The sequence below is a fragment of the Streptomyces sp. NPDC031225 genome, assembly GCF_055570355.1.
In genome coordinates this window covers 136,976-157,978 of the sequence record NZ_JBVIHJ010000001.1, presented here as the reverse complement: position 1 = coordinate 157,978, position 21,003 = coordinate 136,976, and the positions used below count along the sequence as shown (strand labels likewise).

The 21,003-nt window shown below is 69.8% G+C and carries 21 protein-coding genes; 15 read left to right on the top strand and 6 right to left on the bottom strand.

The annotated features are described in order from the left end of the window. The first annotated feature begins 3 nt into the window (after positions 1–3). The 12 genes from ACZ48Z_RS00710 to ACZ48Z_RS00655 all read left to right on the top strand — a co-directional run bounded on the left by ACZ48Z_RS00710 (position 4) and on the right by ACZ48Z_RS00655 (position 12,410). Positions 4–432 carry a DUF6210 family protein gene (locus tag ACZ48Z_RS00710; RefSeq protein ID WP_468733612.1) on the top strand — a complete coding sequence of 143 codons (429 nt, stop codon included), beginning with the start codon at positions 4–6 and terminating at the stop codon, positions 430–432. A gap of 119 nt (positions 433–551) precedes the next feature. After that, entirely contained in the window at positions 552–1,457 is a 906-nt protein-coding gene (gene pdxS / locus ACZ48Z_RS00705) for a pyridoxal 5'-phosphate synthase lyase subunit PdxS (RefSeq protein ID WP_328745654.1), read from the top strand. Between the two features lie 6 nt (positions 1,458–1,463). After that, positions 1,464–2,069, top strand: a complete 606-nt coding sequence (gene pdxT, locus ACZ48Z_RS00700; RefSeq protein WP_468733611.1) for a pyridoxal 5'-phosphate synthase glutaminase subunit PdxT — start codon at positions 1,464–1,466, stop codon at positions 2,067–2,069. A gap of 49 nt (positions 2,070–2,118) precedes the next feature. Next, a complete protein-coding gene (locus ACZ48Z_RS00695) occupies positions 2,119–2,871 on the top strand; it encodes a YebC/PmpR family DNA-binding transcriptional regulator (protein WP_389098849.1) in 753 nt (250 codons plus the stop codon). 199 nt (positions 2,872–3,070) lie between these two features. Next, positions 3,071–3,622, top strand: coding sequence for a crossover junction endodeoxyribonuclease RuvC (gene ruvC, locus ACZ48Z_RS00690; protein WP_468733610.1), 552 nt, complete (start codon positions 3,071–3,073; stop codon positions 3,620–3,622). Next, on the top strand, positions 3,619–4,224 hold the full coding sequence (gene ruvA, locus ACZ48Z_RS00685) for a Holliday junction branch migration protein RuvA (protein ID WP_468733609.1): 606 nt from the start codon (positions 3,619–3,621) through the stop codon (positions 4,222–4,224). Before ruvC ends, ruvA begins: the two co-directional genes overlap by 4 nt. Before the next feature lie 10 nt (positions 4,225–4,234). Beyond that, complete coding sequence (gene ruvB, locus ACZ48Z_RS00680) at positions 4,235–5,311, top strand: Holliday junction branch migration DNA helicase RuvB (protein ID WP_468733608.1); 1,077 nt, start codon at positions 4,235–4,237, stop codon at positions 5,309–5,311. Between the two features lie 173 nt (positions 5,312–5,484). Beyond that, a complete protein-coding gene (gene yajC / locus ACZ48Z_RS00675; RefSeq protein ID WP_468733607.1) occupies positions 5,485–6,012 on the top strand; it encodes a preprotein translocase subunit YajC in 528 nt (175 codons plus the stop codon). Positions 6,013–6,144: 132 nt separating this feature from the next. Continuing rightward, complete coding sequence (gene secD, locus ACZ48Z_RS00670; RefSeq protein WP_468733606.1) at positions 6,145–7,914, top strand: protein translocase subunit SecD; 1,770 nt, start codon at positions 6,145–6,147, stop codon at positions 7,912–7,914. A 2-nt stretch (positions 7,915–7,916) separates the two neighbouring features. Further along, the gene (gene secF, locus ACZ48Z_RS00665; protein ID WP_468733605.1) at positions 7,917–9,017 is read left to right on the top strand and encodes a protein translocase subunit SecF; all 1,101 of its coding nucleotides are present in this window, start codon (positions 7,917–7,919) and stop codon (positions 9,015–9,017) included. Further along, the gene (locus tag ACZ48Z_RS00660) at positions 9,014–9,562 is read left to right on the top strand and encodes an adenine phosphoribosyltransferase (protein ID WP_468733604.1); all 549 of its coding nucleotides are present in this window, start codon (positions 9,014–9,016) and stop codon (positions 9,560–9,562) included. The genes secF and ACZ48Z_RS00660 overlap by 4 nt, the downstream gene beginning before the upstream one ends. Before the next feature lie 277 nt (positions 9,563–9,839). Beyond that, on the top strand, positions 9,840–12,410 hold the full coding sequence (locus ACZ48Z_RS00655; protein ID WP_468733603.1) for a RelA/SpoT family protein: 2,571 nt from the start codon (positions 9,840–9,842) through the stop codon (positions 12,408–12,410). Between the two features lie 64 nt (positions 12,411–12,474). Here ACZ48Z_RS00655 and ACZ48Z_RS00650 read toward each other — a convergent pair whose 3' ends face one another. Both ACZ48Z_RS00650 and ACZ48Z_RS00645 read right to left on the bottom strand, forming a co-directional pair. Beyond that, positions 12,475–13,704 carry a DUF349 domain-containing protein gene (locus tag ACZ48Z_RS00650; RefSeq protein WP_468733602.1) on the bottom strand — a complete coding sequence of 410 codons (1,230 nt, stop codon included), beginning with the start codon at positions 13,702–13,704 and terminating at the stop codon, positions 12,475–12,477. A gap of 135 nt (positions 13,705–13,839) precedes the next feature. Further along, the gene (locus ACZ48Z_RS00645; RefSeq protein ID WP_468733601.1) at positions 13,840–14,658 is read right to left on the bottom strand and encodes a peptidylprolyl isomerase; all 819 of its coding nucleotides are present in this window, start codon (positions 14,656–14,658) and stop codon (positions 13,840–13,842) included. Positions 14,659–14,838: 180 nt separating this feature from the next. Between ACZ48Z_RS00645 and ACZ48Z_RS00640 the strand changes: the two genes are divergently transcribed. The 3 genes from ACZ48Z_RS00640 (at position 14,839) to ACZ48Z_RS00630 (ending at position 17,325) form a co-directional block, all read left to right on the top strand. Next, the gene (locus ACZ48Z_RS00640; protein WP_468733600.1) at positions 14,839–15,555 is read left to right on the top strand and encodes an MBL fold metallo-hydrolase; all 717 of its coding nucleotides are present in this window, start codon (positions 14,839–14,841) and stop codon (positions 15,553–15,555) included. 12 nt (positions 15,556–15,567) lie between these two features. Next, entirely contained in the window at positions 15,568–16,830 is a 1,263-nt protein-coding gene (gene hisS / locus ACZ48Z_RS00635) for a histidine--tRNA ligase (RefSeq protein ID WP_468733599.1), read from the top strand. A 345-nt stretch (positions 16,831–17,175) separates the two neighbouring features. After that, positions 17,176–17,325: a hypothetical protein gene (locus ACZ48Z_RS00630; RefSeq protein ID WP_468733598.1), complete on the top strand. Its 150-nt coding sequence runs from the start codon at positions 17,176–17,178 to the stop codon at positions 17,323–17,325. Between the two features lie 5 nt (positions 17,326–17,330). Here ACZ48Z_RS00630 and ACZ48Z_RS00625 read toward each other — a convergent pair whose 3' ends face one another. Genes ACZ48Z_RS00625 through ACZ48Z_RS00610 form a run of 4 tightly spaced genes read right to left on the bottom strand, consistent with a single transcriptional unit; the run spans position 17,331 to position 20,858 of the window. Then, the gene (locus ACZ48Z_RS00625; protein ID WP_468733597.1) at positions 17,331–17,957 is read right to left on the bottom strand and encodes a response regulator; all 627 of its coding nucleotides are present in this window, start codon (positions 17,955–17,957) and stop codon (positions 17,331–17,333) included. Beyond that, entirely contained in the window at positions 17,954–19,153 is a 1,200-nt protein-coding gene (locus ACZ48Z_RS00620; protein ID WP_468733596.1) for a sensor histidine kinase, read from the bottom strand. Before ACZ48Z_RS00620 ends, ACZ48Z_RS00625 begins: the two co-directional genes overlap by 4 nt. After that, complete coding sequence (locus ACZ48Z_RS00615; RefSeq protein WP_468733595.1) at positions 19,150–19,995, bottom strand: ABC transporter permease; 846 nt, start codon at positions 19,993–19,995, stop codon at positions 19,150–19,152. Before ACZ48Z_RS00615 ends, ACZ48Z_RS00620 begins: the two co-directional genes overlap by 4 nt. Next, positions 19,992–20,858 carry an ABC transporter ATP-binding protein gene (locus ACZ48Z_RS00610; protein WP_468733594.1) on the bottom strand — a complete coding sequence of 289 codons (867 nt, stop codon included), beginning with the start codon at positions 20,856–20,858 and terminating at the stop codon, positions 19,992–19,994. The genes ACZ48Z_RS00615 and ACZ48Z_RS00610 overlap by 4 nt, the downstream gene beginning before the upstream one ends. Positions 20,859–21,003 lie beyond the last annotated feature (145 nt).

Sequence of the window (21,003 nt, the reverse complement as noted above, 5' to 3'; positions counted from 1 at the left end):
ACGATGACGGACACCCGGCACCGGGTCTTCCTCGACCTGGAGGGCAACGGGAACGGCACGGTCTTCGTCGTCGTGGCGGCGCCGACCGGCGTGGTCTACGAGGTGCAGGGCGGTGGCCACGGCTGTGTCCCGTACGAGCAGGAGGGCTATCTGGTCCCCGTGCCGGGACAGGGACTCGACGAGGAGCTCAAGGAGATCTTCGTAGGCGAGCTGAAGGGGTGGGGTTCCCGTGGCCTGACCTGGTCGCCCCGGCTGCTGGACCGGCTGAGAAGCGCCGTGGCGCTGCACATCTACGGCTGTGCGAACCGTGACGACCCGTTTCCTGCGCCCCTGGCTCTCGACGAGTCCCGCCTGGCCGAGGCCGACGAGGCGTGGGTGCCGGTTCTCACGCCCGACGGCCCCGGCGTGCTGACCTGGGAGAACTCCGACTGACACGGTCCCCGGGTACACAAAACGATCCACCGGCTCCCCATTGGCCCTTGCAGTGGACTGGTCCGATGACGTTTCCTCGGTGCTGCAGTAATCCCCTTTCACATCAGCGAGGTCAACCCGTGTCCAGCACCGAGAACCAGACTCCCGAGACCGGCACCGCGCGGGTGAAGCGCGGCATGGCCGAGCAGCTCAAGGGCGGTGTGATCATGGACGTGGTCAACGCCGAGCAGGCGAAGATCGCCGAGGACGCCGGTGCCGTGGCCGTCATGGCCCTGGAGCGGGTCCCCGCCGACATCCGCAAGGACGGTGGCGTGGCCCGGATGTCCGACCCGACGATGATTGAGGAGATCATCGAGGCGGTCTCCATCCCGGTCATGGCGAAGTCCCGCATCGGACACTTCGTCGAGGCCCAGGTCCTGCAGTCGCTCGGCGTCGACTACATCGACGAGTCCGAGGTCCTCACCCCGGCCGACGAGGTCAACCACAGCGACAAGTTCGCGTTCACGACCCCCTTCGTCTGCGGTGCCACCAACCTGGGCGAGGCCCTGCGCCGCATCGCCGAGGGCGCGGCCATGATCCGCTCCAAGGGTGAGGCCGGCACCGGCAACGTCGTCGAGGCCGTCCGCCACCTGCGCCAGATCAAGAACGAGATCGCCCGCCTGCGCGGCTACGACAACAACGAGCTGTACGCCGCCGCCAAGGACCTGCGCGCGCCGTACGAGCTGGTCAAGGAGGTCGCCGAGCTCGGCAAGCTCCCGGTCGTGCTGTTCTCCGCGGGTGGTGTCGCCACCCCCGCCGACGCCGCGCTGATGCGCCAGCTCGGCGCCGAGGGCGTCTTCGTCGGCTCCGGCATCTTCAAGTCCGGCGACCCCGCCAAGCGCGCCGCGGCCATCGTGAAGGCGACCACCTTCTACGACGACCCGAAGATCATCGCGGACGCGTCCCGCAACCTCGGCGAGGCCATGGTCGGCATCAACTGCGACACCCTGCCCGAGGCCGAGCGCTACGCCAACCGCGGCTGGTAACCACTGATGAGCACTCCTGTCATAGGCGTCCTGGCTCTCCAGGGCGACGTCCGGGAGCACCTGATCGCCCTGGCCGCGGCCGACGCCGTGGCCAGGCCGGTCCGGCGCCCCGAGGAACTCGCCGAGGTGGACGGCCTCGTCATACCCGGCGGGGAGTCCACCACCATCTCCAAGCTGGCCGCCCTGTTCGGGGTGCTGGAGCCGCTGCGCGCGCGTGTGCGCGAGGGCATGCCCGTCTACGGCACCTGCGCGGGCCTGATCATGCTGGCCGACAAGATCCTCGACCCGCGCTCGGGCCAGGAGACGATCGGCGGCATCGACATGATCGTGCGCCGCAACGCCTTCGGACGCCAGAACGAGTCCTTCGAAGCCGCGGTCGAGGTGAAGGGCGTCGAGGGCGGCCCCGTGGAGGGCGTCTTCATCCGCGCCCCCTGGGTCGAGTCCGTCGGCGCCCGGACCGAGGTGCTCGCCGAGCACGAGGGTCACATCGTCGCGGTCCGTCAGGGCAACGCGCTCGCCACGTCGTTCCACCCGGAACTGACCGGCGACCACCGCGTGCACTCTCTCTTTGTCGACATGGTGCGCGCGAACCGGACGGCGGAGTCCTTGTAGGATCTCAGGCGTTGGGTGCAGGGATGGGTTACGCGAAGGAGACAGGCAGATGTCCGGCCACTCTAAATGGGCTACGACGAAGCACAAGAAGGCCGTGATCGACGCCAAGCGCGGCAAGCTCTTCGCGAAGCTGATCAAGAACATCGAGGTCGCGGCCCGCATGGGCGGCGTCGACATCGAGGGCAACCCGACCCTCTACGACGCCATCCAGAAGGCGAAGAAGTCGTCGGTCCCGAACAAGAACATCGACTCCGCGGTCAAGCGCGGCGGCGGCCTCGAGGCCGGTGGCGCCGACTACGAGACGATCATGTACGAGGGCTACGGCCCGAACGGCGTCGCGGTGCTCATCGAGTGCCTCACCGACAACCGCAACCGTGCCGCTTCCGACGTGCGCGTCGCCATGACCCGCAACGGCGGCAACATGGCCGACCCCGGCTCGGTGTCGTACCTCTTCAACCGCAAGGGCGTCGTCATCGTCCCCAAGGGCGAGCTGAGCGAGGACGACGTCCTCGGCGCGGTCCTGGACGCGGGCGCCGAGGAGGTCAACGACCTCGGTGAGTCCTTCGAGGTGCTCAGCGAGGCCACCGACATGGTCGCCGTCCGCACCGCCCTCCAGGACGCCGGCATCGACTACGACTCCGCCGAGGCCAACTTCGTCCCGACCATGCAGGTCGAACTGGACGAGGAGGGCGCGAGGAAGATCTTCCGGCTGATCGACGCGCTGGAGGACAGCGACGACGTCCAGAACGTCTTCGCCAACTTCGATGTCAGCGACGAGGTCATGGAGAAGGTCGACGCGTAGCGCTGCCGCGAGCTGAGCGGATTCGGCGGGCCGTTGGGACACGTCCCAACGGCCCGCCGCTGTTGTCGGTGGCAGCGGATAGCCTGACGAGTGTCAAAGATCGCCGTCCACGGGCCGCAACCATCAATTGAGGCACCCCGAGGGTGCTCAGCCAGGTCCGCGAGAGCGGCGGCGGTTCAGCCGCAAAGGGGGGAGCACGGTGCGCGTACTCGGGGTGGACCCCGGACTCACGCGGTGCGGTGTGGGTGTCGTCGAGGGGATCGCGGGCCGGCCGTTGACCATGGTCGGCGTCGGGGTCGTACGCACGCCCTCGGACGCCGAGTTGGGGCAGCGGCTCGTCGCCGTCGAGCAGGGCATCGAGCAGTGGCTGGACGAGTACCGGCCCGAATTCGTCGCCGTGGAGCGGGTGTTCAGCCAGCACAACGTCCGTACGGTGATGGGCACCGCCCAGGCCAGTGCCGTCGCGATGCTGTGCGCCGCCCGCCGCGGCATCCCCGTCGCCCTGCACACCCCGAGCGAGGTCAAGGCCGCTGTCACCGGCAGCGGACGCGCCGACAAGGCCCAGGTCGGCGCCATGGTCACCCGGCTGCTGCGGCTCGACGCACCGCCGAAGCCGGCCGATGCCGCCGACGCCCTCGCGCTCGCCATCTGCCACATCTGGCGCGCCCCCGCGCAGAACCGACTCCAGCAGGCCGTCGCCCTGCACACAGCCACAGCACGGACCACAGCACGGAAAGGCCGTACGGCATGATCGCCTTTGTGAGCGGCACGGTCGCCGCACTCGCTCCCGACACCGTGGTGGTCGAGGTCGGCGGGGTCGGCATGGCGGTGCACTGCGCGCCCAACACGCTGTCGACCCTCCGCCTCGGCAAGCCGGCCAAGCTCGCCACCTCGCTCGTGGTGCGCGAGGACTCCCTCACCCTCTACGGCTTCGTCGACGACGACGAGCGCCAGGTCTTCGAGCTCCTCCAGACCGCGAGCGGGGTCGGCCCGCGGCTGGCGCAGGCCATGTTGGCCGTGCACGCGCCCGACGCCCTGCGCCGCGCGGTCGCCACCGGTGACGAGAAGGCCCTGATCGCCGTGCCCGGCATCGGGAAGAAGGGTGCCCAGAAGCTGCTCCTGGAGCTGCGGGACCGGCTCGGCGAGCCGATCGGCGCCCCCGCGGTCGGCGCTCCGGTCACCCAGGGCTGGCGGGACCAGCTGCACGCGGCCCTGATCGGCCTCGGATACGCCACACGCGAGGCCGACGAGGCCGTCACCGCCGTAACCCCGCAGGCGGAGGCGGCCGAGGGCACGCCTCAGGTCGGCCAGCTGCTGAAGGCCGCCCTGCAAACCCTGAACCGCGCCCGCTAGGAGAACGTCAGTGAACTGGGACGACACGACCGACGAGACCGCCCCCGCCGCGGAGCGGCTGGTGGGCTCTGTCGCCGACCGTGAGGACCAGGCCGTCGAGGCCGCCCTGCGTCCCAAGGACCTGGACGAGTTCATCGGCCAGGAGAAGGTCCGCGAACAGCTCGACCTGGTCCTGCGCGCGGCACGCGCGCGGGGTGCCACCGCCGACCATGTGCTGCTCTCCGGCGCCCCGGGCCTCGGCAAGACCACCCTGTCGATGATCATCGCGGCCGAGATGGAAGCCCCGATCCGCATCACCAGCGGCCCCGCCATCCAGCATGCCGGCGACCTCGCGGCGATCCTCTCCTCCCTCCAGGAGGGCGAGGTCCTCTTCCTCGACGAGATCCACCGCATGTCGCGGCCCGCCGAGGAGATGCTGTACATGGCGATGGAGGACTTCCGTGTCGACGTCATCGTCGGCAAGGGCCCCGGCGCCACCGCCATCCCCCTGGAGCTGCCCCCCTTCACCCTGGTCGGCGCCACCACGCGCGCGGGCCTGCTGCCGCCGCCGCTGCGCGACCGTTTCGGGTTCACCGCGCACATGGAGTTCTACGAACCGGCCGAACTGGAGCGGGTCATCCACCGTTCGGCCAGTCTGCTCGACGTCGAGATCGGCTCCGACGGCGCCGCCGAGATCGCGGGCCGTTCCCGCGGCACGCCCCGTATCGCCAACCGTCTGCTGCGCCGGGTGCGCGACTACGCGCAGGTCAAGGCCGACGGCATCATCACGCGCGACATCGCGGGGGCGGCGCTGAAGGTCTACGAGGTCGACGCCCGCGGCCTCGACCGACTGGACCGGGGAGTCCTGGAGGCTCTGCTCAAGCTGTTCGGCGGCGGCCCCGTCGGCCTGTCCACGCTCGCGGTCGCGGTGGGGGAGGAGCGCGAGACCGTCGAGGAGGTCGCCGAGCCCTTCCTGGTGCGGGAGGGCCTGCTCGCCCGTACCCCGCGCGGACGCGTCGCCACTCCTGCCGCATGGGCACATCTCGGCCTCACCCCGCCCCGCTCCGCGTCCACAGGAAACGGACAAGGGGACCTGTTCGGGACGTGACGGCATCGTGACGGCGCGGGCATTGGCCGGGTGCGGAACCCAGGTGCGATGCTGAGCGTTGTTCCCTGCGCGCGGACTCGCTTAGACTCCGCCGATGCCGCCTTTGTCGGCGGAGTCCACACCCCAACCATCAGGCCGCTCACCTCGCGGTCGCGTGAAGGAAGTTCCGACCCGTGAGTCTCGTGACCCTCCTCCCGTTCATCGTGCTCATCGGGGCCATGTTCCTGATGACCCGGTCTGCAAAGAAGAAGCAGCAGACCGCCGCCAACATGCGGAACGACATGCAGCCCGGCAGCGGCGTCCGCACGATCGGGGGTTTGTACGGCACGGTCAAGGAGGTCGGTGACGACACCGTCCTCCTCGACGCGGGCCCGGGTGTGGACCTGCTCTTCGCGAAGAACGCCATCGGTGCCGTCCTGTCGGACGACGAGTACAACCGCATCGTCCACGGCATCGAGCACGACCTGAAGTCCGACTCCGACGTCGTCCCGGACGACGCCTCCTCCCTCACCGAGACCGACGAGTCCGCCGACGAAGCTGCCGCCGCCTCCGACGAGAAGTCCGTCGACCTCGGTAAGAAGGACACGGCCGAGGAGCCCGTCGCCGACGAGCCCGCCAAGGCCGACGCCGAGGCCGAGGCCACCGAGGCGAAGTCGGACGACGAGCCGAAGAAGACCGACGGCGACTCCGGCGCGAAGTAGTCGCACTCCAGGGCGCGTGGAGCAGTTCCGCGCGCCCCGGGCCCTGCGCAGCTCGCACGGGATCCCGAACCATGTCATGGCCGTCCGTACGCCGATCCGGCGCGAGAGCGGCCCGAGAGGGAGTACGAGAAGGTGGCAGCACCTAAGAGGGGCCGGAGCGCGAGTGCCCAGAGCAAGCCAGGGCGCACGCTGGCCCTGATCCTGATCGCCATGGTGGCGCTGACCGGGGGAATGTTCCTCTCCGGCCACACCACCCCCCGCCTCGGCATCGACCTTGCCGGCGGTACCAGCATCACGCTGGAGGCGAAGGCCGACCAGGGGTCGGCGATCAACAAGGCCAACATGGACACCGCGGTCGACATCATGAACCGCCGTGTCAACGGCCTGGGCGTCTCCGAGGCGGAGGTGCAGACCCAGGGTGATCGCAACATCATCGTGAACATCCCCAAGGGCACCAACTCCACGGAGGCCCGCGACCAGGTCGGCACCACCGCCAAGCTGTACTTCCGTCCGGTCCTGGCGCAGGATGCCACCGGCAGCGCCGCGGCCACCCCGTCGCCGAGCGCGTCCTCCAGCGGCTCCTCGACCGCCTCGCCGAGCCCGTCCGCGAGCAAGTCCGGCTCCACGGGTGAGAAGGCGACCTCGTCGTCCTCCCCGTCGGCCAGCGCCTCCTCGCAGGGCCGTGCCGTCACCGACGCGCTGAAGGCCGACTCCACGCCGTCGGCGTCCGCGAGCGCGACCGGCTCCGCGTCCCCGTCGGCCGCCGCGAGCAGCAGCGCCGCCGCACCCTCCGCCGCCGACGCCAAGCTCCAGGCCGCGTACGCCGCCCTGGACTGCTCCAAGAAGGCGCAGCGCACCAAGGCGGGCGACGGTGCCAAGCCGTCCGAGACCACCCTGGGCTGCGGCGACATCAACGGCGTCTGGTACAAGTACGTGCTCGGCCCCGCCGCCGTCGACGGCACCGAGGTCAAGAAGGCCCAGGCCGTCTTCGACACCCAGAACGCCGCCGGCTGGCAGGTCACCATGACCTTCACCGGCAAGGGCGCCAAGAAGTTCGCCGACATCACCGGGCAGCTCGCGAAGAACACCCAGCCGCAGAACGAGTTCGGCATCGTCCTCGACGGCGAGGTCGTCTCCAGCCCGTACGTCAGCTCCTCGATCACCGGCGGCAGCGCCCAGATCTCCGGCAGCTTCACCCAGGAAGAGGCCCAGAACCTCTCCAACATGCTGTCGTACGGCGCCCTCCCGCTCTCCTTCCAGGAGCAGAGCGTGACCACGGTGACCGCGGCACTCGGCGGTGAGCAGCTGCACGCGGGCCTCCTCGCCGGTGCGATCGGCCTCCTGCTCGTCGTCATCTACCTGGTGGCCTACTACCGCGGCCTGTCGCTCGTCGCGATGGCCTCGCTGCTCGCCTCCGCGATCCTCACCTACGTGATCATGTCCCTGCTCGGCCCGACGATCGGCTTCGCGCTGAACCTGCCGGCCGTGTGCGGTGCCATCGTCGCGATCGGTATCACCGCGGACTCGTTCATCGTGTACTTCGAACGCATCCGTGATGAGATCCGCGAGGGCCGCACGCTGCGCCCGGCCGTCGAGCGGGCCTGGCCGCGAGCCCGCCGCACCATCCTGGTCTCCGACTTCGTGTCGTTCCTGGCCGCCGCCGTGCTCTTCGTGGTGACCGTCGGCAAGGTCCAGGGCTTCGCGTTCACGCTCGGTCTGACCACCGTGCTCGACGTGGTCGTGGTCTTCTTCTTCACCAAGCCGCTGATGACGCTCCTCGCGCGCCGGAAGTTCTTCGCGAGCGGTCACAAGTGGTCCGGCCTCGACCCGAAGGGCCTCGGTGCGCAGCCGCCGCTGCGCCGCACCCGCCGTCCCGCCCCCGTTGAGACGAAGGAGGCGTGAGCATGTCGAAACTCGGCAACCTCGGCGCCCGACTGCACCGTGGCGAGATCAGCTACGACTTCATCGGTCACCGCAAGCTCTGGTACAGCATCTCGATCCTGATCACCATCACGGCGATCGTCGGCCTCGCGGTTCGCGGCCTGAACATGGGCATCGACTTCCAGGGCGGCGCGGTCTTCACGACCGAGAAGACCAGCGTCTCCGTCTCCCAGGCCGAGGACTACGCGAAGGAGGCCTCCGGCCACGACGCGGTCGTCCAGAAGCTCGGCAACGGCACGCTGCGCATCCAGATCGCCGGCATGGACACCAAGCAGTCCGACCAGATCAAGAACGACCTGGCCAAGGACTTCAAGGTCGACCCGGAGACCATCGCCGCCGACCTCGTCGGTCCCAGCTGGGGCGACCAGATCGCCAACAAGGCCTGGCAGGGCCTGGCGATCTTCATGGTCCTCGTCGTGATCTATCTGGCGATCGCCTTCGAGTGGCGCATGGCCATCGCGGCGCTGGTCGCCCTGATCCACGACATCACCATCACCGTCGGCATCTACGCCCTCGTCGGCTTCGAGGTCACGCCGGGCACGGTGATCGGTCTGCTGACCATCCTCGGTTACTCGCTCTACGACACGGTGGTCGTCTTCGACTCCCTCAAGGAGCAGACCAAGGACATCACCAAGCAGACCCGCTGGACCTACAGCGACATCGCCAACCGTTCGATCAACGGCACCCTGGTCCGCTCCATCAACACCACGGTGGTCGCGCTGCTGCCGGTGGCGGGCCTGCTGTTCATCGGCGGCGGCTTCCTCGGGGCGGGCACGCTCAACGACATCTCGCTGTCGCTGTTCGTCGGCCTCGCCGCCGGTGCGTACTCCTCGATCTTCATCGCCACACCGCTCGTCGCCGACCTCAAGGAGCGCGAGCCGGCGATCAAGGCCGTCAGGAAGCGGGTTCTGGCCAAGCGGGCCCAGGCGACCCCCGAGGAGGAGATCGCCGAATCGCGTCCCGTCGGTGACGAGCCGGAGGACGTCCACGCGGTCGTCGGTCCGCGCACCCAGCCCGCGTCCCGCGGCAGGGGCCGTGGCCGACCCTCGGGGAAGCGTCGATGACCGAGCTCGCCGGGATCACGACACTGCTGCTCAGCCGTATCCGTGACGTGGCCGACTACCCGGAGCCGGGCGTGATGTTCAAGGACATCACCCCACTCCTGGCGGACCCGGCGGCGTTCACGGCGCTCACCGACGCGCTGGCTGCGGTCGCGGCCGACACCGGTGCCACCAAGGTCGTCGGCCTGGAGGCCAGAGGATTCATCCTCGGCGCCCCGGTCGCCGTCCGCGCGGGCCTCGGCTTCATCCCCGTGCGCAAGGCGGGCAAGCTCCCCGGAGCGACCCTCAGCCAGGCGTACGACCTGGAGTACGGCTCGGCGGAGATCGAGGTCCACGCCGAGGACCTGTCGGCCGGCGACCGTGTCCTGATCGTCGACGACGTCCTGGCCACAGGAGGCACGGCCGAGGCGTCCATCGAACTGATCCGTCGCGCGGGCGCGGAGGTGGCGGGCCTCGCGGTTCTCATGGAGCTGGGCTTCCTGGGCGGGCGGGCCCGTCTGGGCCCGGCGCTGGCGGGGGCTCCGCTGGAAGCGCTGCTCGTGGTCTGAGCGATCCACTGCATGCAACGGCCGTTCCGGAACACCGGGACGGCCGTTGCGTTCGGGGGAGCGAGGTGCTTCGAGGGCTGCTGCGCCGTCGTGGCTGGTCGCGCAGTTCCCCGCGCCCTTCAGGGCGTTCCACCCCCGGAACGGAGACGGTAGCCCTTCGTGTTCCGGCGGTAGACGTCTCTCACATCGGGCTGGACGCGATCCCGGGGCGCGGGATCGCTACCATGGGGGCTCCGGAGCCTGACCGGGGGACCCGGATCGCGCACGAGGAGCCCTCTTGCCAGACGAGGCCCAGCCCCTGACCGCCGCCAAGCCCGAGCCCGCCTCGGCGCCCGCGGCGAAGCCCGCGCCGGACGCGAAGAACGCGACGAACGACGCACGCGGGCCGGTCGAGCACGCCCAAGCCGCGCCCGCCGACAAGCCCGCCGAGCCGGCCAGGCCCAAGCCCCCCGCCCTCGACCCCGCGCAGGCGGAGGAAGCCCCCTCGCCCGAGCGCCCCGCGTCCTCGGCCCCGGCGGCCCGCCCGACCGCGGGCCAGCCCGCCCGCACCGGCTCCTCCAACCGTGTCCGCGCCCGCCTCGCCCGCCTCGGTGGCCAGCGCTCCAACCCGTACAACCCGGTCCTGGAGCCCCTGCTGCGGATCGTGCGCAGCAACGACCCGAAGATCGAGACCGCGACCCTCCGGCAGATCGAGCAGGCCTACCAGGTCGCCGAGCGCTGGCATCGCGGGCAGAAGCGCAAGAGCGGCGACCCGTACATCACGCACCCGCTCGCGGTGACCACGATCCTCGCCGAGCTCGGCATGGACCCGGCCACCCTCATGGCGGGCCTGCTGCACGACACCGTCGAGGACACCGAGTACGGCCTCGACCAGCTCCGCCGCGACTTCGGCGACTCCGTCGCACTGCTCGTCGACGGCGTCACCAAGCTGGACAAGGTCAAGTTCGGCGAGGCCGCGCAGGCCGAGACCGTGCGCAAGATGGTCGTGGCGATGGCCAAGGACCCGCGCGTCCTGGTCATCAAGCTCGCCGACCGCCTGCACAACATGCGCACCATGCGGTACCTGAAGCGGGAGAAGCAGGAGAAGAAGGCGCGCGAGACGCTGGAGATCTACGCGCCGCTCGCCCACCGCCTCGGCATGAACACCATCAAGTGGGAGCTGGAGGACCTCGCGTTCGCGATCCTCTACCCCAAGATGTACGACGAGATCGTACGGCTGGTGGCCGAGCGGGCGCCGAAGCGTGACGAGTACCTGGCCATAGTGACCGACGAGGTCCAGTCCGACCTGCGCGCGGCCCGGATCAAGGCCACCGTCACCGGCCGCCCCAAGCACTACTACAGCGTCTACCAGAAGATGATCGTCCGCGGTCGCGACTTCGCGGAGATCTACGACCTGGTCGGCATCCGAGTCCTCGTCGACACCGTCCGCGACTGCTACGCCGCCCTCGGCACCGTGCACGCGCGATGGAACCCGGTCCCCGGCCGGTTCAAGGACTACATCGCGATGCCCAAGTTCAACATGTACCAGTCGCTGCACACCACGGTCATCGGCCCCAACGGCAAGCCCGTCGAACTCCAGATCCGCACGTTCGACATGCACCGCCGCGCGGAGTACGGCATCGCCGCGCACTGGAAGTACAAGCAGGAGGCCGTCGCCGGCGCCTCCAAGGTCCGCTCGGACCAGCCGAGGACCACCGGCAAGGACGACCACCTCAACGACATGGCGTGGCTGCGCCAGCTCCTCGACTGGCAGAAGGAGACCGAGGACCCCGGCGAGTTCCTGGAGTCCCTGCGCTTCGACCTCTCACGCAACGAGGTCTTCGTCTTCACGCCCAAGGGCGACGTGATAGCGCTCCCGGCCGGCGCCACACCCGTGGACTTCTCGTACGCGGTGCACACCGAGGTGGGCCACCGCACCATAGGAGCCCGCGTCAACGGCCGCCTCGTACCGCTGGAGTCGACCCTCGACAACGGTGACCTGGTCGAGGTCTTCACCTCCAAGGCATCCGGCGCCGGACCGTCCCGGGACTGGCTGAACTTCGTCAAGTCGCCGCGTGCCCGCAACAAGATCCGTGCGTGGTTCTCCAAGGAGCGCCGCGACGAGGCGATCGAGCAGGGCAAGGACGCCATCGTCCGCGCCATGCGCAAACAGAACCTGCCGATCCAGCGCATCCTCACCGGTGACTCGCTGGTCACGCTCGCGCACGAGATGCGCTACCCGGACATCTCCGCGCTGTACGCGGCGATCGGCGAGGGGCATGTCTCCGCGCAGAACGTCGTGCAGAAGCTGGTCTCGGCGCTCGGCGGCGAGGAGGCGGCCACCGAGGAGATGGACGAGGCGGTCCCGCCGTCGCGCACCCGCGGCCGCAAGCGGCGCAGCAACCAGGACCCCGGTGTCGTCGTCAAGGGCGTCGACGACGTGTGGGTCAAGCTGGCCCGCTGCTGTACGCCCGTGCCCGGCGACCCGATCATCGGCTTCGTCACCCGCGGCAGTGGCGTATCGGTTCACCGCAACGACTGCGTGAACATCGAGTCACTGTCCCGGGAGCCCGAGCGCATCCTCGAGGTCGAGTGGGCGCCGACCCAGTCCTCGGTCTTCCTGGTCGCCATCCAGGTCGAGGCCCTGGACCGCTCCCGGCTCCTCTCCGACGTCACCCGCGTCCTGTCCGACCAGCACGTCAACATCCTCTCGGCGGCCGTCCAGACCTCCCGCGACCGCGTCGCCACCTCCCGCTTCACGTTCGAGATGGGCGACCCGAAGCACCTCGGTCACGTCCTGAAGGCGGTCCGCGGCGTCGAGGGCGTGTACGACGTGTACCGGGTGACCTCGGCGCGGAACCGGTCCTAGACCGCCGTACGACGAGAAGGGCCCCGTACGCGGTGTACGGGGCCCTTCTCGTCGTACGTGCTGATCAGCCGCCGAACTCGTGCAGGCCCTTCAGGGCCTGGTCCAGGAGCGCCTGGCGGCCCTCCAGCTCACGCTCCAGCTTGTCGGCCCTGGCGTTGTTGCCCTGGGCGCGTGCCTGATCGATCTGGCCCCTGAGCTTGTCCACGGCGGCCTGGAGCTGACCGGTCAGACCCTCGGCACGCGCGCGTGCCTCCGGGTTGGTCCGGCGCCACTCGGTCTCCTCGGCCTCCTGAAGGGCACGCTCGACGGCGTGCATCCGGCCCTCGACCTTCGGACGCGAGTCCCGCGGGACGTGACCGATGGCCTCCCAGCGCTCGTTGAGCGAGCGGAACGCGGCACGGGCCGACTTCAGGTCACCGATCGGCAGGAGCTTCTCGGCCTCCTCGGCCAGCTCCTCCTTGAGCTTGAGGTTCTCCGTCTGCTCGGCGTCGCGCTCGGCGAAGACCGAGCTGCGGGCGGCGAAGAACACGTCCTGAGCGCCGCGGAAGCGGTTCCACAGGTCGTCCTCGTGCTCGCGCTGGGCACGCCCCGCGGCCTTCCACTCCGTCATCAGATCGCGGTAGCGGGCGGCCGTCGGACCCCAGTCCGTCGAGGCGGACAGTGCCTCGGCCTCGCCGACCAGCCGCTCCTTGGTCCTGCGGGCGTCCTCGCGCTGCGCGTCCAGCGACGCGAAGTGGGCCTTGCGGCGCTTGGAGAACGCCGAGCGGGCGTGCGAGAAGCGGTGCCACAGCTCGTCGTCGGACTTGCGGTCCAGGCGCGGCAGACCCTTCCAGGTGTCGACCAGGGCGCGCAGCCGCTCACCGGCGGACCGCCACTGGTCGGACTGGGCGAGCTCCTCCGCCTCGACGACCAGCGCCTCCTTGGCGTGCCGGGCCTCGTCGGACTGCTTGGCGCGCTGCTGCTTGCGCTCCTCGCGGCGCTTGCCGACGGTCTCCACGAGGGTGTCGAGCCGGACCTTGAGCGCGGCCAGGTCGCCGACCGCGTGATGCGCGTCGACCTGCTCGCGAATGTGGTCGATCGCGGCCTGCGCGTCCTTCGCGGACAGGTCGGTGGTCTTCACCCGCTTCTCGAGGAGGCCGATCTCGACAACCAGGCCCTCGTACTTGCGCTCGAAGTAGGCCAGGGCTTCCTCGGGGGTACCCGCCTGCCAGGAACCGACGACCTGCTCGCCGTCGGCCGTACGCACGTACACGGTCCCCGTCTCGTCGACGCGGCCCCACGGGTCGCTGCTCACAGCGCCTCCTCCACATGATGCCTGCGGAAGGCTTCAGCGCCCCCGGGCATCGTCCACAGTTTCGTCACGGCCAACATAGGCGACCGGCGGGTTGCCTGTCCGCATCCCGCGCGACCGAAATTACGCAGTTGGCGGTCAGGATTCGGTGACGGTCGCCTTGTTGATCACGACGGTCGCGTTCGGTGCGCCGTCGCCCGCGCCGGTGCTCTCACCAGCCGCGGCGATCTTCTTCAGCACCTTCATACCGGATGCCGAGATGGTGCCGAACGGCGTGTAGCTGGGCGGCAGCTGGCTGTCCTGGTAGACGAGGAAGAACTGGCTGCCGCCGGTGTGCGCCTGCCCGGTGTTCGCCATCGCGACGGTGCCCGCCGGATAGACGTTGGACTTGAGGCTCTTGTCCTTCAGGTTCTCGTCCGGGATGGTGTAGCCCGGTCCGCCGCTGCCGGAGCCCGTCGGGTCGCCGCACTGCAGGACGTAGATGCCGTTGGTGGTGAGCCGGTGGCACTTGGTGTGGTCGAAGAAGCCCTTGCCCGCGAGGAAGTCGAACGAGTTCACGGTGTGCGGGGCCGCCGACGCCTTCAGCGCGATGTCGATCTCACCGCAGGTCGTCGCGAGGCCCAGGGTGTACTTCGCCGACTTGTCGATGGACAGCGCCGGCTCCTTCTTCCAGGTCTCCGTCTTGACCTTGCCGGCGGCGGGCTTCTCGCACGGGTCCGGCGCCTTGCTGGTCGGCGCCGCGCTCGGGCTGGTCTGCGCGCTCGCGCTGGCCTTGTCGTCGTCCTTGAGGACGCCGGTCGTATAGAGCGCCAGGCTGCCCACCAGGATCACGCCGAGCACCGACGCGATCACAGAGTTGCGTACACGGGCCTTGCGACGCGCGGCCGTGCGCCGCTGCTGCTGTCGCAGAAACTTCTCCCGCGCGAGCTGCCGCTTCCGCTGTTCCTGGGTGACCACGGGGTTCTCTCCTCATGCGTCTCGTCCGCCGACCGTTACGCATGCGTCCTATGAGCCGACCGCCTGCGTGTGCCCCGTACCGTATATGGGTTCGCTGAGGAATCGGCAGCGCCGGTAGGCTCTGACCACTGGGGCAGCCGCCCGGAAGACCGCCCGTACCGACACAAAACGAGGACGATCGTGCTCATTGCCGGGTTCCCCGCCGGGGCCTGGGGGACGAACTGTTATCTCGTCGCCCCCGCCGCCGGTGAGGAGTGCGTGATCATCGACCCGGGCCACCAGGCCGCCGAGGGAGTCGAAGAGGCGCTGAAGAAGCATCGGCTCAAGCCCGTCGCCGTCGTCCTCACCCACGGCCACATCGACCACGTGGCCTCGGTCGTCCCCGTGTGCGGCGCGCACGGAGTGCCGGCGTGGATCCACCCCGAGGACCGCTACATGATGAAGGACCCCTCGATGGGTCTCGGGCGTTCCATCGGCATGCCGCTCATGGGCGAGATCACCGTGGGAGAGCCGGACGACGTCAAGGAGCTGACCGACGGCGCGAAGCTGCAGCTCGCGGGTCTGGAGCTGTCCGTCGCGCACGCGCCGGGCCATACCAAGGGGTCGGTGGCTTTCCAGATGCCGGAGACGGCCGACATCCCGTCGGTGTTCTTCTCCGGGGATCTGCTCTTCGCCGGCTCCATCGGACGCACCGACCTGCCCGGCGGTGACATGGCCGAGATGCTCGACTCGCTGGCCCGCGTGTGCCTGCCGCTCGACGACTCGACCGTGGTGCTGTCCGGCCACGGCCCCCAGACGACCATCGGCCAGGAGCGCGCCACCAACCCGTATCTGCGGCAGGTGGCCGCAGGCCGCCAAGAACGCGATGCCTCCGAGGCTCCCCGACGAGGAATGTGACGAGAGACTTCCGTGAGCACCTTTCAGGCCCCCAAGGGCACGTACGACCTGATCCCGCCGGACAGTGCCAAGTTCCTGGCCGTCCGCGACGCGATCGCCGCACCGCTGCGCACCTCCGGCTACGGCTACATCGAGACCCCCGGTTTCGAGAACGTCGAACTGTTCGCGCGCGGTGTCGGTGAGTCCACCGACATCGTCACCAAGGAGATGTACGCCTTCGAGACCAAGGGCGGCACCAAGCTCGCCCTGCGCCCCGAGGGCACGGCGTCCGTGCTGCGCGCGGCGCTGGAGGCCAACCTCCACAAGCTCGGCAACCTCCCGGTCAAGCTCTGGTACTCCGGCTCGTACTACCGCTACGAGCGCCCCCAGAAGGGCCGTTACCGGCACTTCTCCCAGGTCGGCGCCGAGGCGATCGGTGCGGAGGACCCGGCGCTCGACGCCGAGCTGATCATCCTGGCCGACCAGGCGTACCGCTCGCTGGGCCTCAGGAACTTCCGGATCCTGCTGAACAGCCTGGGCGACAAGGAGTGCCGCCCGGTGTACCGGGAGGCGCTGCAGACCTTCCTGCGGGGTCTCGACCTCGACGAGGAGACCCTGCGGCGCGCGGACATCAACCCGCTGCGCGTCCTCGACGACAAGCGCCAGGACGTCCAGAAGCAGCTCGCGGACGCACCCCTGCTGCGCGACTACCTCTGCGACGCCTGCAAGGCGTACCACGAGGAGGTCCGCGAGCTGATCACCGCGGCGGGCGTGGCCTTCGAGGACGACCCGAAGCTGGTGCGCGGCCTCGACTACTACACCCGTACGACCTTCGAGTTCGTCCACGACGGTCTGGGCTCCCAGTCCGCGGTGGGCGGCGGCGGCCGCTACGACGGTCTCTCGGAGATGATCGGCGGTCCCGCGCTCCCGTCCGTCGGCTGGGCACTCGGCGTCGACCGTACGGTCCTCGCCCTGGAGGCGGAGGGCGTCGAGCTCGAACTCCCCTCCACGACCAGCGTGTTCGCGGTCCCGCTGGGCGAGGAGGCCCGCCGGATCCTCTTCGCCAAGGTCACCGAACTGCGCAAGCTCGGCATCGCGACCGACTTCTCCTACGGCGCCAAGGGCCTCAAGGGCGCCATGAAGAACGCCAACCGCAGCGGCGCCCGCTACACGATCGTCGCCGGTGAACGCGACCTCGCCGAGGGCGTCGTACAGCTGAAGGACATGGAGTCCGGGGACCAGTCGGCGATCGGGGTCAACGAGATCGTGGCGGAGCTGGAGTCGAGGCTGGGTTAGCGGGACGGCGGGGGAAGGGCGTCGGCGCTCACCGGCAGGCGCCCTTTTCCCCCGCCAACTCGCCCCAGGGGCAAAGGAGTCGGGACACCGGGGTAAGCGCTCGGCGACGCTTTCGAACGCGCGTGCACCGCGTCCGGAGGCCGAGCGGCTTGCTCACGAGGCTTTCGCCGCCCATCACACCGAGGACCGGCTCACCCTGGCCCTACGGCTGGGTCTGGCGCGCAGCCTCGGCGGCCAGGCCCGTCACGAGGAGGCGTTCGCCGAGGCGGAGAGCGCCGACAGCCTGAGCCGGCGCCTGCCCCCGAGGAACAGCGTCGCCCGGAGACCGGTGCCGTCGAACTCGCCATGGCCAGGGCCCTCCTGGGGCTGGGTCGTGGAGCCGAGGTCCACTCCAAGGCCGCGATCGCCCATGACGCCTGCGTGGCCACCTTCGGCCCGGAGCACCACCGCACCGTCGAGGCCCTGGACCTGCTCGACCGGATCGACGGCGCCTGACGGGGCTACTGGTCGAGAAGCCCGTAGCGCATGGCACAGGTGACGGCTGCCGTCCGGTCGGCGACCCCCAACTTGCCGAAGGCCCGCAGGAGATGGGTCTTCACCGTCGACTCGCCGATGAAGAGCCGACGGCCGATCTCCGCGTTCGTACAGCCCTCCGCCACGAGCCGCAGGACCGCCGTCTCGCGCTCCGACAGCCTTGGCCGCTCCGGCCGGGTGCGCAGCTGGTCGACCAGGCGGGCGGCGACCGTCGGCGCCAGTACCGTCTCGCCGCGCGCGGCGGCCCGTACGGACTGAGCCAGTTCACCCCGGGGCAGGTCCTTCAGCAGGTAGCCCGCCGCCCCCGCCTCCACGGCCCGCAGGATGTCCCGGTCCGTCTCGTACGTCGTCAGGACGATCACCCGGCAGGGCAGCCCTGCCTCGGTCATCCGTACGATCGACTCGACGCCCGAGCCACCCGGCATCCGCAGGTCCATCAGCACGATGTCGGGCCGGAGCGCCGCCGCCAGGGCCTCCGCCTGCGGCCCGCTGGACGCGTCGGCGATCACCTCCAGGTCCGGTTCCGCGGTCAGCATCGCCCGCAGGCCCTCCCGAACGACGGGGTGGTCGTCGGCGAGGATGATCCGGATCATGAACAGCTCCTCGGGGGAGGTACGGGCAGTTCGACGGTGACCGTGGTGCCGCCGCCCGGCGCGCTGCGCACCCGGACCGTCCCGCCGACCTCGGTGGCGCGGGCGCGGAGCCCCGCCAGGCCGTAGCCGTCATGGGCGGCCCCCGGGTCGAAGCCGTGGCCGTCGTCCCGGACGGACAGGGTGAGGACGTCGTCGGTGTAGTCGAGTCCGATGGCCACCGCCACCGGACTCCCCGCGTGCTTACGGCAGTTCGTGAGCGCCTCCTGACAGGAACGCAGGGCGACGACCTCGGGTCCCGCCGGCAGCGGACGGACCGGACCGGTCACCTCCAGCTTCGCGGAGTTCCGCGCCGCCAGCCGGAACAGGGCGTCCGGCAGTGTCGCGCCGTCCAGGTCGGCGGGGGTGCCGTCGGCGACCAGGGTCCGCGCCTCGGCGAGGTTCAGCCGGGCCGTCTCGTCCATCAGGGCCAGATGGCGGCGGGCCTGCGGCACATCGTGGTCGAGCCCGGCCTCGACGGCCTGGGCCAGCATCAACAGACTGGTGAAGCCCTGTGCGAGGGTGTCGTGGATCTCCCGGGCCATGCGCTCCCGCTCGGCCAGCGCCCCGTGCGCCGCCGACAGCCGGGAGACCTCGTGCCGGCTCGCATCGAGCTCCGCGATCAACGCCGCGCGCTCCTGGCTCTGCTCGATGATGCGGATCACCCAGCCGCCCAAGGCCACCGAGAAGACCAGGGTGACCACCGCGAACAGGCCGTTGAAGAAGACGTCCTGTTCGCTCGGCCGCCACAGCAGCGACCAGCCCACCACCGGCGCCAGGTTGATCAGCGCCACCATGGTGATCGCCCACCGCATCCGCAGCGTCATGAAGCACTGGGGGACGAGCGCGAAGGTCATCAGCCGGGTCTCGCCCACCAGGATCGCCGAGGGCAGGAACAGGGCGGTCATCGCGAAGAGGTAGCCGAGGGCCTGGCGTTCGGGGGGCGGATCGTCCTTCAGCAGCGGGCGGCCCGTCCACACGAACAGCGGGATCAACGGCACCAGCAGCGCCGCCGCGGTGACACGGACGGGCCACCCCGGATGTCCCGTGCCGAGCACGAACGCCAGGGTGGCCAGCCAGATGAGGGCGAAGTAGGTGTCCCACAGCCGGAAGGAGCGGTCCCAGCTGTAGGCGCTGTCCGCCCCCGTCCGGTCGTTCATCCGTCGCGCCGGTTCTTCCACCGGAAGGTCAGCAGACACAGCAGCAATCCTCCGACGCACCACGCCCCCAGCACCAGGGCGATGCGCCCGAACTCCCAGTCGCCGGCCTGCTCCAGGACCTGCGCCGAGTCCGGCAGGAACACCCCGCGCAGCCCCTGGCACATCCACTTCAGCGGGAACAGGGCACCGATGTTCAGCATCCAGTCGGGGATCGTCTCGATCGAGATGTACACCCCGGAGATGAACTGGAGGACGAGGAAGGGCAGTACGACCACGGAACTCGCGCTCTTGGCGGACTTGGGCACCGAACTGATCGCGATGCCGAGCAGCGCGCACGCCGTCAGCCCGAGCACGAAGATCCAGGCGAACGCGAACCATTTGCCGGTGTCCGAGGGCAGATCGATGTCGTAGAACGCCACACCGACGAGCAGCAGGATCGCCGTCTCCATGAGACCGGTGACCAGAACCAGCCAGACCTTGCCGAGGAAGTACGCCGTCGGCGGCATCGGCGTGCCCCGCAGCCGGCGCAGCACCTTCTCGTCCCGTTCGATGGTGATGGAGATGCCGAGCGACTGGAAGCTCGTCGACATGATGCCGGCGGCCATCATCGCCGGGACGTAGAGCTGCTGGACGCTGATGCCCGCCCCCTTCACGTCGTCGCTGAAGATCGACGCGAACAGGAACAGGAAGACCACCGGGAAGGCGAAGGTGAACACCATCTGGTCGCGCTGCCGGAAGAACTGCTTGATCTCCAGGGCGCCCCGCCGGAGTCCGAGCCCCCAGGCGCCGGGCAGCCGCTCCGCGCGGGCATCGGTCCGGGACCGTACGGCGGTCGTGGTCATCGCGGGTCCTCCTGTCCGGTCAGCCGGAGGTAGACGTCCTCCAGCGTGGGGCGGCTCACCTGGAGCCCCGGGATCTCGCCGTCGAAGCGGCGCATCAGCTCGGCGACAGTCCTGGTCGGGGTGTCGGTGTGCTCCGCGCGCGGGGTGCCGTCCGGCTCGGTCCACTCGACGGTGGTGCCGGTGCCGTACCGCTCCCGCAGCCGGGCCGGTTCGTCCTCGGCGACGACCCTGCCGCGGGAGATCACGGCCAGCCGGTCGGCGAGCGCCTCGGCCTCCTCCAGGTAGTGCGTGGTGAGCAGGATCGTGGTGCCCTCGTCGGACAGCTTGCGGATCAGGTCCCAGAACTGGCGCCGGGCCGCCGGGTCGAAGCCGGTCGTCGGTTCGTCAAGGAGCAGCAGGTCGGGGCCGCCGATCACACCGAGTGCCACGTCCAGGCGCCGCCGCTGGCCGCCCGAGAGCGCTTTGATGCGGCTGCCCGCCTTGGCCTCAAGACCCACCAGACCGATGACCTCCTCCGGGTCCCGCGGCTTCGGGTAGTAGCGGGCGAAATGCCGGACGGTCTCGCCGACCGTCAACTCCGCGGGCGCGGATTCGTCCTGCCAGACGATTCCGACACGTGAGCGCCACGCGCGTGTGCCGTGCGCCGGGTCCGCCCCGAGCACCGAGACCTCCCCCGCGTCCCGGTCGCGGTTGCCCTGGAGGATCTCCACCGTGGTGCTCTTGCCCGCGCCATTGGGTCCGAGCAGGCCGAACACCTCGCCCCTGCGGATACCGAGGTCGATCCCGTCGACCGCGGTCACCTCGCCGTACTGCTTGCGCAGCCCCCGAACGTCCACAGCGAGTTCGTTCGCGTGTGTTGTCATGTCTGCGAGGGTCGGCCGGAACCGAACGTTCAGGGACGACCGTGCGTACTTCCTTATGTCCACCGAACGGTGGACAAGCCTCTGTGTACGGCACAATGGCCCCTGCCCGAAGAAGGTCCAACTCTCAAGCAGACGGATCGGCGTG